Origin of the sequence: Nocardioides marmotae, assembly GCF_013177455.1 — a bacterium.
GTDB lineage: Bacteria > Actinomycetota > Actinomycetes > Propionibacteriales > Nocardioidaceae > Nocardioides > Nocardioides marmotae.
Map to the genome: position 1 here is coordinate 3,556,703 of NZ_CP053660.1, position 14,786 is coordinate 3,571,488.

Genomic DNA, 14,786 nt, shown 5'->3' on the forward strand with positions numbered 1-14,786 from the left:
CCGCCGGGGTGGGCCGGGCCTCGGCTCGGTCGGCGGGGTCGGGCCGGGCCGGGCCGACCTTGTAACGCATCGTTCGCTGCTCTTCCTGCACGTTGCAGCGTGCAGGAAGTGCGGCGAACGGTCCGTTACATGCGCCCCCGGCCGCCCGGCGCCGCGCTCAGCCCGCCGCGGCGGAGCGCCGCTGCCACCAGGTGGTGGCGAGGGCGCCGACGAGGCCGCCGAGGCCGAAGGCGGCGATGGCGTGCAGGGCGACGTCGAGCTCGAAGGGGCCGACCTCGCGCATCCGGCCGGGGCCGACCGCGCCGCCCGCGAGTCCGGCGAGGAACCCGAAGACCACCCCGGCGAGGACGCCGGCGGCCAGCCCGCGGGCCAGCGCCTCGCCCCACCCCTCGGCGGGGACGAGCCGGTGGTGGCGGGCCACGGCGACGGCGGCGACGAGGGCGGGGACGACGGCGAGGTACGCCGTCCAGGCCGGCGGCGGGCCGTTGTCGGGCAGCGCGGCGAGGAGCGGGAACATCGGCAGCGGGCCGAGGACCACCGCGGACGGCGAGACGAGCGTGCCGGTGCCGACGGTGAACCCGGGTCCGAGCAGGTACGAGCCGGAGAAGGCGAGCGCGTTGGGCAGGACCAGCAGCGAGACCAGCACGAGCAGCGTGGAGGCGCCGAGGTCGGCGTGCAGCTGGGAGAGCACGTTCGCGGCGGTGCCGAGGTCGACGAGGAGCGCGCCGAGGAAGGCCACGCCGGTGACCAGCAGCCAGGCGAGGAGGATGCGCCGGCAGGCGGGCAGGGCGAGTCGCAGCACCGGCGGGACGAGCGCGGCCCAGATCGCCGCGCGGCCCGAGCCGACCGCGACCGCCGGCGCCCCGAGGCCCAGGCAGAGCAGGAGCGACCAGGACACGACGCGGCCCGTGGAGACCCCCGAGCCCGCGTCGCTGGCCAGCACGCAGGTCGCGACCGCCACGACGACGTACCCCGCGGCCAGCAGCCCGGCGGCGGTCGGCACCGTCCAGTCCCGCTCACCATCGGCGATCCGGTCGGCGTCGGGCCCGTGGCCGGAGACGGAGCCACCGACGCTCAGCCCGATCCGCCACACCGTCCACGCGCAGGCGAGGGTCACCCCGAGCGGCACCGCGGTGATCGGCACGCCCTCGACCCGCACGCCGGAGCCGTGGCCGAGCAGCCAGCCCAGGGCCCCGACCCGCAGCCCGTCGCTGGAGGTGCCGTGCGCGCCGGCGTCGGTGAGGAACCAGCCGACGACACCGAGCGCCATGCAGACCAGCAGCGGGCCGAGCGCGGCCGCCGCGCCGCCGAGCGTCGCGACCAGGACCAGTGGGCGTCGGTGGGCCAGGTCGTGGAGACCGGGCGAGGCGGCGCTGCGGTTCGTGGAGGGCGGCAGCAGGGAGGTCATGACCGACCGATCATCACCCGCGGGACCGGCGTGGCCGGGCAGGCACGCCGCGCGGGTACGGTGGACGGCGCCATGCCGCCAGCCGACGCCGACTCCCAGCCCCCGCCGGAGGGGCGACCGGGCCGCGCCGACCCGACGGCGGACTTCGACACCTTCTACAAGGACACCCGCGACCGGCTGCTGCTGCAGACCTGGGCGCTCACCGGCGACCTGACCGCCGCCCGCAGCGCGGTCCGGCACGCCTACACCGTGGCGTGGCACCACTGGCGCAAGGTCGCCCGCCGGGAGGACCCGGAGTCGTGGCTGCGCCCGCACGCGTGGGCCTACGCGGAGCGGCGCCACACCGCGCGGCTCGGCCACCGCGACAAGGACCTCGACCCCGAGGTCCGCGAGACGCTGGACACCCTGGCCGCGCTGCCGGCCACGCAGCGCCGCGTGCTGCTGCTCTCGCTGCTGGCACCCGTGCCGCTGGACGACCTGGCCCGGGAGGTCGGCCTCCCCCGGAAGGACGCCGAGCACGAGCTCCAGGCGGCGACCGCTGCCTTCTCGGTCCAGCGCGGGGTCCCGAGCACCGACATCCGCGCGCTGCTGGAGCCGCTGGCCGAGGCGGTCAAGGACGTGCGCTGGCCGCGCTCCACCATCGTGCGTCGCGCCGGCACGGGCCGACGCCGGGCGTACACCGCGGCCGCCGTGCTGGTCACCGTCGCCACGCTCCTCATCAGCGGGATGGTCGTCTCCGACGGCGGCGTCCCCGCGACCCTGGACCGCGCCGCCACCCCGCAGCGCTCCGACGACGACGGCGACCGGGACGACGACGGCGAGGAGCCGCCGCCGTTGTCGGCCGACGCGCTGCTGACCGCGAAGGAGGTCCAGAAGCGGGTCAAGGGCACCGGCTGGCGCGACCTGCGCACCGACGGCAACACCGAGGGCGACGGGATCGTCCTGCCCTGCCAGGCCGACCGGTACGCCGACCCGCGCGGCACCGCGGCGCTCCTGCGCGTCTTCGAGGCGCGCCGCCGCGGCGGGCCCCGCCGCACCGCGTGGCAGCTCGCCGAGGCCTCCCGCAACGAGCGCGCCGCGCGCCGGGCCTTCCGCACCAGCGTCGGGTGGTACGCCGCGTGCCCCGAGCCCCGCCTCCAGCTGCTCTCCACCCGCCGGATCGGCAAGGTCGGCGACCAGGCGATGCTGCTCGCGCTGCGCTCGTGGTCCCGGCCGGTCCGCACGACCGTCGTCGGGGTGGCCCGCACCGGCAGCCTGACCACCACGACCGTGCTCCGCGTCGGCAACGACGCCCGCCCCGACATCAAGGGCGGCACGGCCCTGCTCGCCGAGTCGGTCCGCAAGCTGTGCACGCTGCCCGACGGGGGCTCCTGCGTCGGGCGGCCCGACCCGCAGCTCGTGCGTCCGGTGGCCGTCGGCGAGCAGCCGAGCCTGCTCTCGGAGATCGACCTGCCGCCGGTGCGCCGCGTGGCCGCCCCGTGGACCGGCAGCCCGGTCGTGAAGGCCAACACCAACCCTGCCTCCACCCCGTGCGACCGCACGACCTTCACCGGCCGCGGGATGCGCAACAACGTCACCCGCACCTTCGTGATCCTCAACGCCGGCCTGCCGACCCAGTTCGGACTCACCGAGACCGTCGGCTCGCTGGGCAAGAAGAAGGCCCGCGCCTTCGTCGACGGCGTCCGCCGGCGGATCGCACGCTGCGCCCAGGACGACCTCACCACCGAGGTCCGCCGGCTCGCGAACACCGACACCCGGCGCCGGGACCTCACCGTGTGGGTCGTGACCACCGAGGTCTCCGACAAGACCACCGTGCGCTACCTGATGGCGGTGCTGCGCTCGGGCACCACCGTCGCCCAGCTCGGGTTCGTCCCCGCCGGGGCCCGCACGATGAGCGACGCCGACTTCGTGGGGCTCGCCCGCCGCGCGCTCGAGCGGCTCCCCGAGCACCCCGCGCCCTAGACCGGTCGCCGCCTCCGACGCGGATCGGCCCGGTCGTGCAACCGTGGCGGTCGCCGGGGCGTATCCCTCCCGACCGGCCATCGAGGGCCGGTCGGAGAGCACAGTGACGGGACGGGTCGATGGACGAACGCGAGTTCGACGACTTCTACGCAGCGTCCTTCCCACGGATCACCGGACAGGTGTACGCCATGATCGGGGACCGCGACGAGGCGCAGGAGTGCGTCCAGGAGGCCTTCGTGCGGGCCTGGGCGCACCGGCGCAGGCTGGACCGCGCCGAGCACCCCGAGGCGTGGGTGCGCACGACGGCCTACCGCCTCGCGGTCAGCCGCTGGCGACGTACGACGCGGGGCCGGCGGCCCGCCGACCGGGCCCTCGGCGCGCGCACCGAGACCGCGGCGCCCAACGAGGCCCACGTCGCGCTGGTGGCCGCGCTCCGGCAGCTGCCCGAGGCGCAGCGGCAGGCGCTGGTGCTCCACCACATCGCCGACCTCCCGGTCCACGCCGTGGCCCGCGAGACCGGCGTGCCCGAGGGCACCGTCAAGGCCCGGCTCAGCCGCGGCCGCGCCGCGCTCGCGGCCCTGCTCGACGACACCGACTACCAGGAGGGTGCGACCCGTGCGTGACCCGATCGAGGACCTCCAGCACCTCCGGACCGAGGGGACCACCGTGAACCCGCTGCCCGCGGCCGAGGTACGCCGCCGGGGTGACCGGCGGCGCCGCCGCACCACCGCCCTGGCGACCGTCGGCGGCGTGGCCGCCGCGCTCGTCGCCGTCGGCGTCCCGCTCGGCCTGGCCCGCTCCGGCGCCGACGACGGCCGCGAGATCAGCCCCGCCCCGCCGGCCACCTCCTGGCTCCAGGAGGTGCCGGCCGAGTACCCGCTCGCCGCCGGCCTGCGCGGCGGGCCCGTCGAGGACGAGGGCGTCCGCGACCTCGACCAGTGCGCCGCGGACACCTGGGACCTCGGGCGCTCCGTCGCCCGCGCCGACGCCTCCACCGGCGACGTCGAGGGGTTCCACGGCCGCACGCTGGCGGTGTACGCCGACGCCGACGCCGCCACCGCTGCCCTCCGGCGGGTCCGCACGACCGTCGAGGGCTGCGCCGCCGACCCGGTCGGGCCGCTGAGCTACGTCGTCACCGACGAGGACCCCGGGGGCGCCGAGGCCGAGACGGTGGTCGTCGTCGAGCAGGCCGAGACCGAGCCCGGCCTGCTCAGCGACCTGACCCTCACCCGGCTCTCCCGCGACGGCAACGCCGTGCTGGTCGACCAGGCCTACACCAGCGCCGGCGGGCCCGACGCCCTCGACCAGGTCTCCCGGCTGCTCCTCGAGGAGTCCGCGCTCCCCCGGACCGCGCTCTGCGTCTTCGACGCCCAGCCGTGCGACCTGGCGAGCGTGCTGGCCGAGGACGCGGACCCGGCGGCGCTGGTCGTCCCCGACGGCTTCCCGCTGCTCGCCGGCTGGCCGGCCGCCTCGGGCGCCGAGACCGACGTCGTGGGCCCGACCCGCGACGGGCTCGAGGTCCTGAACCTCTGAGGCGCGGCCCGCACCCCGTCGTACGACGCACGAACGGCCCCCGGCGTGGATCGCCGGGGGCCGTTCGGGGTGCTGCTGGGTGCTGCTGGGTGCCTCAGAGGCTCTGCAGGATCTCCCGCATGAGCGCGGCGGTCTCGGACGGCGTCTTGCCGACCTTGACGCCGACGGCCTCGAGGGCCTCCTTCTTGGCCTGCGCGGTGCCGGAGGAGCCCGACACGATCGCGCCGGCGTGGCCCATCGTCTTGCCCTCGGGGGCGGTGAAGCCCGCGACGTAGCCGACGACCGGCTTGGTGACGTGGTCCTTGATGTAGGCCGCCGCACGCTCCTCGGCGTCGCCGCCGATCTCGCCGATCATCACGATCGCCTTGGTCTCCGGGTCGTTCTCGAAGGCCTCGAGGGCGTCGATGTGCGTGGTGCCGATGATCGGGTCGCCGCCGATGCCGATGGCGGTCGAGAAGCCGAAGTCCCGCAGCTCGTACATCATCTGGTAGGTCAGCGTGCCCGACTTCGAGACGAGACCGACCGGGCCCTTGCCCGCGATGGTGTGCGGGGTGATGCCGGCCAGCGACTCCTCCGGGGAGATGATCCCGGGGCAGTTGGGGCCGATCATCCGCGTCTTCTTGCCCTGGAGGTAGGCGAAGACCTCGGCGCTGTCCTGCACCGGGACGCCCTCGGTGATGACCACCAGGAGCGGGATCTCGGCGTCGATGGCCTCGATGCAGGCGTCCTTGGTGAAGGCCGGGGGCACGAAGGCGACCGAGACGTCGGCACCGGTGGCCTCCATGGCCTCCTTGACGGTGCCGAAGACCGGCAGCTCGGTGCCGTTGAGCTCGACGGTGGTGCCGGCCTTGCGGGCGTTGACACCGCCCACGATGTTCGACCCGGCCTGGAGCATCAGGTTGGTGTGCTTGGAGCCCATCCCGCCCGTGATGCCCTGGACGATGATCTTGGAGTCCTTGTTGAGGTAGATCGTCATGCTGTCAGGTCTCCTTGTCTCAGGCGTTCGCCAGCTCGGCGGCCTTGTCGGCCGCACCGTCCATCGTGTCCACCTGCGTCACCAACGGGTGGTTGAGCTCGTCGAGGATCCGGCGGCCCTCCTCCACGTTGTTGCCGTCCAGGCGCACGACGAGCGGCTTGGTGGCGTTGTCGCCGAGGATCTCCAGCGCACCCTTGATGCCGTTGGCGACCTCGTCGCAGGCGGTGATGCCGCCGAAGACGTTGACGAAGACGCTCTTGACCTGGGGGTCGTTGAGGATCACGTCGAGGCCGTTGGCCATCACGGTGGCGTTGGCGCCGCCGCCGATGTCGAGGAAGTTCGCCGGCTTCACGCCGCCGTGCGCCTCACCGGCGTACGCGACGACGTCGAGCGTCGACATGACCAGGCCCGCGCCGTTGCCGATGATGCCCACGGCACCGTCGAGCTTGACGTAGTTCAGGCCGAGGTCCTTGGCCTTCGCCTCGAGCGGGTCGGCCTCCTCGCGGATCTCGAACTGCGCGTGGTCGGGGTGACGGAACTCCGAGGCGTTGTCGTCGAGCGACACCTTGCCGTCGAGGGCCTCCAGCTTGTCGCCCTCCAGGCGAGCCAGCGGGTTGACCTCGACCAGGGTCGCGTCCTCCTCGACGTACACCTTCCACAGCGCCTGGACCATCTCGATGGCCTGGTCGCGCAGCTCGGCGGGGAACTTCGCCTCGTCGACGATCGCGGCGGCCTTCTCCGGGGTGACGCCCTCGAGGGCGTCGATCGGGATCTGCCGCACGGCCTCGGGGTTGGTCTTGGCGACCTCCTCGATCTCCACGCCGCCCTCGACCGACGCGATGCACAGGTGCGAGCGGTTGGCGCGGTCGAGCAGGAAGGAGAAGTAGTACTCCTCCACCGGGGGCGTGGCGGGCGTGACGAGCACGCGGTTGACCGTGAGGCCCTTGATCTCCATGCCGAGGATGTTCGAGGCGTGCTCGAAGGCCTCATCGGCGGTCTTGGCGAGCTTCACGCCGCCGGCCTTGCCTCGGCCACCGGCCTTGACCTGCGCCTTGATGACGGTGACGCCACCGATCTCCTCGGCGGCGGCCTTGGCGGCCTCGGCGGTCTCGACGACCGTCCCGAGGGTCGTCGCTACACCGTGCTTGGCGAAGAGCTCCTTCGCCTGGTACTCCATCAGGTCCACGAAATTCCACCAGTCCTATTCAGGGTGCGGGCCGCGTCCGGCGCGGGGCGCGCGGCGGCCCGGGGGTGTCCTCGCGGCACCCTAGACCTGTCCCCGCGTCCGCGACGAGGGCGGAGGGTTCCTTCGTGACGCAACGCATATGCGTCGGCCACGCGACCTGTGCCCCCCGGGGCCGACCTCAGCCCCCGCCGAGGGGGTCCCCGGGCGTGTCGTCCGCCACGGCGACGGCCGTCCCAGCGGCCACCCGACGCACCACCTGGGCGGGCTGCTCGTCGGTCGTCGCGACCACCAGGACGGTGGTCTCGGCGCCGTCGGAGGGGTCCTCCCCGGCGAGGCGCGCGGCAAGCTCCCCGGCGTCGTACGACGCGGGCGCGAGGAGCACGACGACCTCGACGTCCTCCTGCACGGCGGCCGCCACGACGAGCCCGTCATCCACGCCCTGACCTGCATGAACGACCTCGTGGCCGGCGTCGCGCAGCGCCCGGGCGAGCCGCGTCAGCGCCTCGGCCGCACCCTCGCCCGGACCGTCCCCGGGGGCCGTCCCGGAAACCGCTCGAGCCGTCGCGGGGAACGGCACGGCGGCGAGCAGGAGCCTGGGCACGGGGCGGAAGCCTAGGACCACCGACCGGCCCGCGGAGGTGATCCACAGGTTGTCCACAACTTGTCCAGGCCGATTTCGAACGTCGTGACCCGTCCGTTACAGTCGCTCAATCGCCTGGCCCTTGTGGATCAGGCCCGAACATGCACGCCTGCAATCGACAGCAAACGGAGTCACCATTCATGGGTAGCCACCGAGCGGAACGTCGCGGCCCCCGCCGCCGCCCCTCGGAGACCCCGGAGGTGGCCGCCGGCCGTCGTGCGGCCGGACGCGGTTCCACTACCCGCGAGGCTCTCCAGGCAAACCCCGTCGCCACCGCCCCCGGCCCCGCCGGCGACGCGACCACCGTCTTCCGCGACCACGACGCCACCGTCGAGATGCCGCTCGTGCGCAGCGAGCCGGGCAAGCGCAAGGCGGTCAAGCAGGCCGTCTCCCGCGGCCCCCGCTTCCGCGTCCTGCCCTCGGCCCCCGCGCTCATCGGCGCGGCCGCCCTCGCCGTCTCCGTCGGCGGCGCCGTCACCACCGCCACGCCGGACCTGGCCGCCGAGCAGACCAAGGTCCAGCAGCCCAGCGCCCTCGGCGGCGCCAGCGGCACGTCCTCGGTCGACTCCCTGGAGCGCGGCAGCCGCGTCAGCCGCGACTCGCGTCGCGACGCGCTCGACGACACCGCGGACGCCGACCTCGTCGCCGCCGCGGCCAAGCAGATGCGCCAGCGCAACACCGCGCTCGCCAAGTTCGCCAAGGACGCCGAGGCGCACGCCCAGGAGATCGCCAAGAACCAGTGGGTCATGCCGATCCAGGGCTACCGGCTGACCGCCCGCTACGGCGACTACGGTCTCTGGGCGAACTACCACACCGGTCTGGACTTCGCCGCGCCCACCGGCACGCCCCTGGTGGCGGTGGCCAACGCGACCGTGACCAGCGCCGGGTACGACGGCGCCTACGGCAACAAGACCGTGCTGACCCTCGAGGACGGCACCGAGATCTGGTACTGCCACCAGACCTCCATGAACGTCTCCCCCGGTGACACCGTCCGCGCCGGTGAGGTCATCGGCACCGTCGGCTCCACCGGCCACGTCACCGGTCCGCACCTCCACCTCGAGGTCCGCCCCGGCGCCGGCGACCCGGTCGACCCGCACGCCGCACTCCGGGTCCACGGACTCAACCCGTAGCAAGGCCGCGTCAGCGGACTCGCTGACGGCCCGACGGTGCCTGCTCTCGGCGGGCACCTCACCAGGTCCCGACACGCCGGTCGCGACCTCGTCCCTCGGTCACGCGGCCTGCTCGACCATCGTCGAGCTGTCGGCCGTTGCTGCGCTCCGGCCTACAGCTTCTCCACCGGCGCGTACCGCAGCAGCAGCCGCTTGACGCCCTCGCTGCCGAAGTCGATCGACGCGACGGACTTCTCCGCGACCCCCTCGATCGCGACGACGGTGCCCATGCCGAAGGAGTCGTGCAGGACGCGGTCGCCCGGCTCCAGCGCGGGCACCTCCCGCGACGGCTTGGACTTCGCCGCGGCATCGGCGCGCAGCGCGGCCGAGGAGAAGTTGCGGCGCCCCGCAGCGGTCGGGGTGGCCAGCCGGGTGCTGCCGCTGCCGCCGGTGAGGTCCGGGCGGCTCCACGAGGTCTGCGCGGCCTCGGTGCGCTTCCAGTCGACGAGGTCGACCGGCAGCTCGTCGAGGAACCGGGAGCCCGGGTTGTGCGAGGGCGCGCCCCACGCCGAGCGGACGACCGCGCGGGAGATGTAGAGCCGCTCGCGGGCGCGGGTGAGGCCGACGTACGCGAGGCGCCGCTCCTCCTCCAGCTCCGGCTGGTCCCCGAGCGCGCGGGCGTGCGGGAAGACGCCGTCCTCGAGGCCGGTGAGGAAGACGACCGGGAACTCCAGGCCCTTGGCGGTGTGCAGCGTCATCAGCGTGACGACGCCGTCGTCGTCCTGCGGGATGGAGTCGGTGTCGGCGACCAGCGCGACCCGCTCCAGGAAGTCGCGCAGGCCCGGCGCGACCGTCCCGGCGTCGACGTCGGCGGGGTCGGCCGAGGGGCCGGCGACGGGGTCGTCGGAGAACTCGCGGGCGACGGCGACGAGCTCGGCGAGGTTCTCCAGCCGGGTGGCGTCCTGGGGGTCGTCGGACTCCTCGAGCTCGGCGATGTAGCCCGAGCGGGCCAGGACGCTCTCGAGCACGACGTCGGCCCGCTCCCCCGCGTCGACCATCGACTGCAGCTCCTCGACCATCGCGACGAAGCCGCGGATGTTGGTCGCCGAGCGCGTGGCCAGGCCGGGGGCTTCGTCGGCGCGGCGCAGCGCCTCCCAGAAGGTGATCCGCTCGCGGTCGGCGAGCGCGCTGACGCACTCGACCGCACGGTCGCCGATGCCGCGCTTGGGGGTGTTGAGGATCCGGCGCAGCGAGACCTGGTCGTCGGGGTTGGCCAGCATCCGCAGGTAGGCCAGCGCGTCGCGCACCTCGCGCCGCTCGTAGAAGCGGACCCCGCCGACGACCTTGTAGGGCTGGCCGGTGCGGATGAACACCTCCTCGAAGACGCGGGACTGGGCGTTGGTGCGGTAGAAGACCGCGACGTCGGCGGGCCGGACGCCGTGCTCGTCGACCAGCTCGTCGATCGTGGAGGAGACGAACCGCGCCTCGTCGTGCTCGTCGTCGGCGACGTACCCGACGATCCGCGCGCCGTCGCCGGCGTCGGACCACAGGCGCTTGGGCTTGCGGCCCTTGTTGTTGCCGATGACGGCGTTGGCGGCGGTGAGGATCGTCTGGGTGGAGCGGTAGTTCTGCTCCAGCAGGATCGAGGTGGCGTTGGGGAAGTCCTCCTCGAAGTCGAGGATGTTGCGGATGTTGGCGCCACGGAAGGCGTAGATCGACTGGTCGGCGTCGCCGACGACCATCAGCTCGGCCGGCTCCACGCGCTGGCCCTCGGTCGCCTCGGGGTCGTCGGCGCAGAGCTGGTGGATGAGGGCGTACTGGGCGTGGTTGGTGTCCTGGTACTCATCGACGAGCACGTGGCGGAAGCGCCGGCGGTAGGTCTCGCGGACCTCCGGGTAGGCCTGGAAGAGGTTGACCGTCGCCATGATCAGGTCGTCGAAGTCCATCGCGTTCGCCTCGCGCAGGCGGCGCTGGTAGAGGTCGTAGACCGCGGCGTAGGTCTCCTCGAGCTTGTTCTTGGCGTCCGACTTGGCCGCGTCGACGTCGCGCAGCTCGTTCTTGTGGTTGCTGACCCAGTGCAGCAGCGCGCCCGGCTGGTAGCGCTTCGGGTCGAGGTCGAGGTCCTTGCAGACCAGCTGCATGAGGCGCTTCTGGTCCGCGGCGTCGTAGATCGAGAAGCTCGACTTGTAGCCCAGCTTGTCGGCCTCCTTGCGCAGGATGCGCACGCAGGCGGAGTGGAACGTGCTCACCCACATGATCCGCGCCCGCTTGCCGACGAGGTCCTCGACGCGCTCCTTCATCTCGGCCGCGGCCTTGTTGGTGAAGGTGATCGCCAGGATCGACCCCGGGTGCGCCTGCCGCTCCTGGATCAGCCAGGCGATCCGGCGGGTCAGCACGCGGGTCTTCCCCGACCCCGCACCGGCCACCACCAGCAGCGGTGCACCCGCGTGCACGACCGCCGCCCGCTGCGGCTCGTTGAGCCCCTCGAGCAGCTCCTCGCGGGTCGGCCCGCGCCGCGGCGTACCGGGTCGGGCGGCGGAGCCGTCGTCCTCGTGGGCGCCGTCGTGGGCGCCGTCGTGGGCGCCGCCGGCGCTCGTCGCGGCGGAGGGGGTCCGAGGGTCGGCGAGCAGGTGCTCGAAGCCGGGGAGGGAGGGGGTGCTCATGCTGCCGCCAGCCTACGTTCCGCCGGGGACGGTGGCGCGGCGCGGGCGTTGTAACGCATCGTTCACCGCTCTTCCTGCACGTTGCAGCGTGCAGGAAGAGCAGCGAACGGTCCGTTACATGCCCCTGCAGCCCCCGCAGACCCGGACACCGGCCCGGGACCGTCCACAGCGACGGCTCCGGGCTGCGCGGTCCACAGGGCGGGGCCGGAGCCCGGTACGCCGCCGGACGCCCCGCGCAGCGTGGGGACATGCACCCCGAGGTCGCCGCCCGTCTGGACCGTCCGCCGTACCTGTTGACCCGTCGGCAGGCGGTGGCCGCCGGTACGACGCCGCGGGAGATCGACCGCCGGGTGCGGACCGGTGCGTGGGTGGCCGTGCGGCGCGGCGTGTACGCGACATCCGAGCACGTCACGTCGCTGGCCACGCGGGCGCAGCGCCAGCGGCTGCACGACGACGCGGTCGCCCTGTCGACCCGGCTGACGCACATCCGCAGCCACGACAGTGCCGCCGTCGTCTGGGGCCTGGCCGTCCCGCTGCCCGCGGTGCCGGTGACCCACCTGACGGTCCCGGTGCCGGCGACGGCGCGGAACCGACCCCAGCGCAGCCGGTTCAGCCACGAGGTCAAGCACCACCTGGCGCCGTACGGCGTGGTCGACCGGCCCTCGGTCGTCGACGGCGTCCCGGTCCTCGGCCTGGCGCGCACCGCGATCGACCTGGCGCGCGAGCACGACCTGGCCACCGGCGTGGCCGCGGTCGACGGCGCGCTGCGAGCCGGAATCCGCCGCAGCGATCTCGACGCGGTGGTTGCGCGGATGGCGTGCTGGCCGCACGTCAACCGGGCCCGGCAGGCAGTCGACCTGGGCGATCCCGGCGCCGAGTCGGTCGGGGAGACGCTCGCCCGGCTGCTGGTGCTGCGCCTGGGTCGGGGTCGTCCGCAGACCCAGTTCGGCCTGTCGCGGGACGGCCGGACCGGGTTCGCCGACGTGCGGCTCGGCCGCCACCTCTTCGAGTTCGACGGCCGGCTGAAGTACCACCGCGGTCACGGGGACGACCGCCCTGTCGAGCAGGTCGTGTGGGAGGAGAAGCTGCGCCAGGACTGGTTCTGCTCCTACCAGCTCGGCATGAGCCGGCTCGTCTGGAGCGACGTGATCGGCCCGGGCACGGTCGCGGCACTCGCCCGGATCGAGCGGGAGGTGGCCGCCACCGAGGCCCGCTTCGGCACCGACATCAGCGACCTGGCGCCGTACGTCGTGGCCCGTCGGCGGCCGGCGGCCTGAGGGCTCGGGCGGCACATGTAACGCATTGTTCGCCGCCCTTCCTGCACGTTGCAGCGTGCAGGAAGAGAAGCGAACGGTCCGTTACAACAACCCGGCCCGCCCCAGACCGGCGAGCGGCTGGAACGGGCCGGGGCGGGGCCGGAGGCGGATCAGGCGTGCGCGGGGGCCCAGAAGACGGCGACGGCGATGTTGGCGACGGTGAGGAAGAGCAGGAGGGCCCACAGGCCCTGGCTGATCCGCTCCTTGCGGAGGTTGGCCATCACGAGCCCGAGGATCACCAGGCTGACGACCAGCTTGACCGCGATCTTGACGTGGTCGGGCGAGCCGAGGTCCGCGCCCTCGATGACCCCGACGAGCGCGAGGCCCGCGACGAAGGCGGTGCCCGCGCCGTCGCGCATCAGCGCGTTGACGGACTTCTCGGGGAGGCGGGCCTGCACGAGCAGGCCGCCCAGCAGGGCCGCGAAGCCCAGGATGTGGACGAAGAGCAGGATCAGCCGGACGGTCTCCATGCGCCGCAGGCTAGGGCACCGGCAGGCCCGGCGTGGTCGCCGGACCGGACCGGTCCTCAGCCCTTGAGACTCGGGTCACCCCGGTCGTAGCCCTCCGGCCGGTCCTGCTTGCCGAAGGTCAGCTCCAGCACGAACAGCACCACCCCGAGCGCGAGGAGCGCGCCGCACCAGATGAGCGAGGCGGGGTCGTCCCAGACGACGTAGCCGAGCAGCCCGAGGTTGCCGACGATGCCGATCACGAGGAGCGGCGTGGAGGCCCGGTAGGTCTGCTCGGACTCGTCGTGCCCGCGCAGGCGCAGGGCGGAGACGATGACCATCGCGTAGACGAACAGCAGCAGCACGACGGTGACGGCCGCGAGGCGGGTCACCAGGTCGACGCCCACGCCGGTCTCGTTCAGGATCGCGCCGGCGACCAGCAGCCCGGAGACGACGACGGCGGAGAAGAGCAGCCCGACCCAGGGGCTCTTGCGGCCCGAGTGCAGCTTGGCGAAGACGCTGGGCACGACGTCCTCGTTGGCCATCCCGTAGAGGATCCGGGACTGGGTGACCACGGCGACCAGCGTGGTGTTGGTGATGGCGGTCATCGCGATCAGCGCGAAGACGATGATGATCAGGCCCGCCGGCAGCGGCAGCACGCCGGAGTTGACGACGTCGAGCAGCGGGGCCTCGGAGTCGGCGAGCTCGGGGATCGGCAGCGAGAGGGCGGCGGCGACCGAGACCGCGACGTAGATGAGGCCGGCGCCGACCATGCCGCCGATCAGGGCCTTGGGGAAGGTGCGCCGGGGCTCGGTGCACTCCTCGGCGATGTTGGCGGCGTTCTCGAAGCCGGTCATCGCGAAGAAGCCGAGCGCGACGCCGGAGACGATGGCGAGGATCTTGTTGCTGTCGTCGGCCGGGGACACCTCGGTGAGCACGCCGAAGTCGGCGTCGCCCTGGGCGATGACGATGATCCCGACGATGATGACGATGGCCAGGCCGACGACCTCGACGACGGTCATCACCAGGTTCGCGACGACCGACTCGGTGATCCCGATGAAGTTGACGACCGTGAGCCCGATGATGAAGAGCAGGCCGATGAGCAGGGCCGGGGGCGCCTCCCAGACCTCGGCGAAGTAGCCGGAGAAGCCGGTGGCGAGCGAGCCGGCAGCGGCGAAGCTGGCCGAGAGCATCGCGATGGTGACGAGGAACGTCAGCGCCGGCTTGTGGAAGGCCTTGTTGACGTAGAGCGAGGCGCCGGCGGCCCGGGGGTACTTCGTGACGAGCTCGGCGTAGGCCAGCCCGGTGAGCGTGGCGACGGTGATCCCGATGGCGAAGGCGAGCCAGAACGCACCGCCGACCGCGGCGGCGACCGCACCGACGAGCACGTAGATGCCCGAGCCCAGGACGTCGCCGAGCACGTAGAAGAACAGGAGCGGGCCGGTGATGGTCCGCTTGAGCTCGGTCTCCTCGAGCCCCTCCGAGCCGGCGGCGTCGGCGGTGTCCGCGGTCATGGGGTCCCCCGTCAGGTAGTCGGTGCAGAGCCC

12 protein-coding genes are annotated in these 14,786 nt (G+C 73.5%); 5 read left to right on the forward strand and 7 right to left on the reverse strand.

What is annotated here, in order from left to right; translation table 11 throughout:
* Positions 1-157 precede the first annotated feature (157 nt).
* Positions 158-1,408: a cell division protein PerM gene (locus HPC71_RS16885; protein ID WP_154614659.1), complete on the reverse strand. Its 1,251-nt coding sequence runs from the start codon at positions 1,406-1,408 to the stop codon at positions 158-160.
* 72 nt (positions 1,409-1,480) lie between these two features.
* On the opposite strand from HPC71_RS16885, the gene HPC71_RS16890 reads away from it, so the two are divergent.
* The 3 genes from HPC71_RS16890 to HPC71_RS16900 all read left to right on the forward strand — a co-directional run bounded on the left by HPC71_RS16890 (position 1,481) and on the right by HPC71_RS16900 (position 4,903).
* The gene (locus tag HPC71_RS16890) at positions 1,481-3,370 is read left to right on the forward strand and encodes a SigE family RNA polymerase sigma factor (RefSeq protein ID WP_154614658.1); all 1,890 of its coding nucleotides are present in this window, start codon (positions 1,481-1,483) and stop codon (positions 3,368-3,370) included.
* 119 nt (positions 3,371-3,489) lie between these two features.
* Positions 3,490-3,993 carry a SigE family RNA polymerase sigma factor gene (locus HPC71_RS16895; RefSeq protein WP_154614657.1) on the forward strand — a complete coding sequence of 168 codons (504 nt, stop codon included), beginning with the start codon at positions 3,490-3,492 and terminating at the stop codon, positions 3,991-3,993.
* Positions 3,986-4,903: a hypothetical protein gene (locus HPC71_RS16900; protein ID WP_154614656.1), complete on the forward strand. Its 918-nt coding sequence runs from the start codon at positions 3,986-3,988 to the stop codon at positions 4,901-4,903. The genes HPC71_RS16895 and HPC71_RS16900 overlap by 8 nt, the downstream gene beginning before the upstream one ends.
* A gap of 94 nt (positions 4,904-4,997) precedes the next feature.
* Here HPC71_RS16900 and sucD read toward each other — a convergent pair whose 3' ends face one another.
* The 3 genes from sucD to HPC71_RS16915 form a co-directional block, all read right to left on the reverse strand.
* A complete protein-coding gene (gene sucD / locus HPC71_RS16905) occupies positions 4,998-5,879 on the reverse strand; it encodes a succinate--CoA ligase subunit alpha (RefSeq protein WP_154614655.1) in 882 nt (293 codons plus the stop codon).
* A gap of 19 nt (positions 5,880-5,898) precedes the next feature.
* On the reverse strand, positions 5,899-7,065 hold the full coding sequence (gene sucC, locus HPC71_RS16910) for an ADP-forming succinate--CoA ligase subunit beta (protein WP_171896957.1): 1,167 nt from the start codon (positions 7,063-7,065) through the stop codon (positions 5,899-5,901).
* A 178-nt stretch (positions 7,066-7,243) separates the two neighbouring features.
* Positions 7,244-7,666: a hypothetical protein gene (locus HPC71_RS16915; protein WP_154614653.1), complete on the reverse strand. Its 423-nt coding sequence runs from the start codon at positions 7,664-7,666 to the stop codon at positions 7,244-7,246.
* A 179-nt stretch (positions 7,667-7,845) separates the two neighbouring features.
* On the opposite strand from HPC71_RS16915, the gene HPC71_RS16920 reads away from it, so the two are divergent.
* Entirely contained in the window at positions 7,846-8,835 is a 990-nt protein-coding gene (locus tag HPC71_RS16920) for a M23 family metallopeptidase (RefSeq protein WP_154614652.1), read from the forward strand.
* A 152-nt stretch (positions 8,836-8,987) separates the two neighbouring features.
* Here HPC71_RS16920 and pcrA read toward each other — a convergent pair whose 3' ends face one another.
* Positions 8,988-11,477, reverse strand: a complete 2,490-nt coding sequence (gene pcrA, locus HPC71_RS16925; RefSeq protein ID WP_154614651.1) for a DNA helicase PcrA — start codon at positions 11,475-11,477, stop codon at positions 8,988-8,990.
* Between the two features lie 248 nt (positions 11,478-11,725).
* Here pcrA and HPC71_RS16930 point away from each other — a divergent pair, with 248 nt between their 5' ends.
* A complete protein-coding gene (locus tag HPC71_RS16930) occupies positions 11,726-12,754 on the forward strand; it encodes a type IV toxin-antitoxin system AbiEi family antitoxin domain-containing protein (RefSeq protein WP_154614650.1) in 1,029 nt (342 codons plus the stop codon).
* 149 nt (positions 12,755-12,903) lie between these two features.
* Here HPC71_RS16930 and HPC71_RS16935 read toward each other — a convergent pair whose 3' ends face one another.
* Together HPC71_RS16935 and HPC71_RS16940 are read right to left on the reverse strand one after the other, a co-directional pair.
* Entirely contained in the window at positions 12,904-13,263 is a 360-nt protein-coding gene (locus HPC71_RS16935; RefSeq protein WP_154614649.1) for a hypothetical protein, read from the reverse strand.
* A gap of 56 nt (positions 13,264-13,319) precedes the next feature.
* The gene (locus HPC71_RS16940; protein WP_154614648.1) at positions 13,320-14,753 is read right to left on the reverse strand and encodes an APC family permease; all 1,434 of its coding nucleotides are present in this window, start codon (positions 14,751-14,753) and stop codon (positions 13,320-13,322) included.
* Between the last annotated feature and the right edge of the window lie 33 nt (positions 14,754-14,786).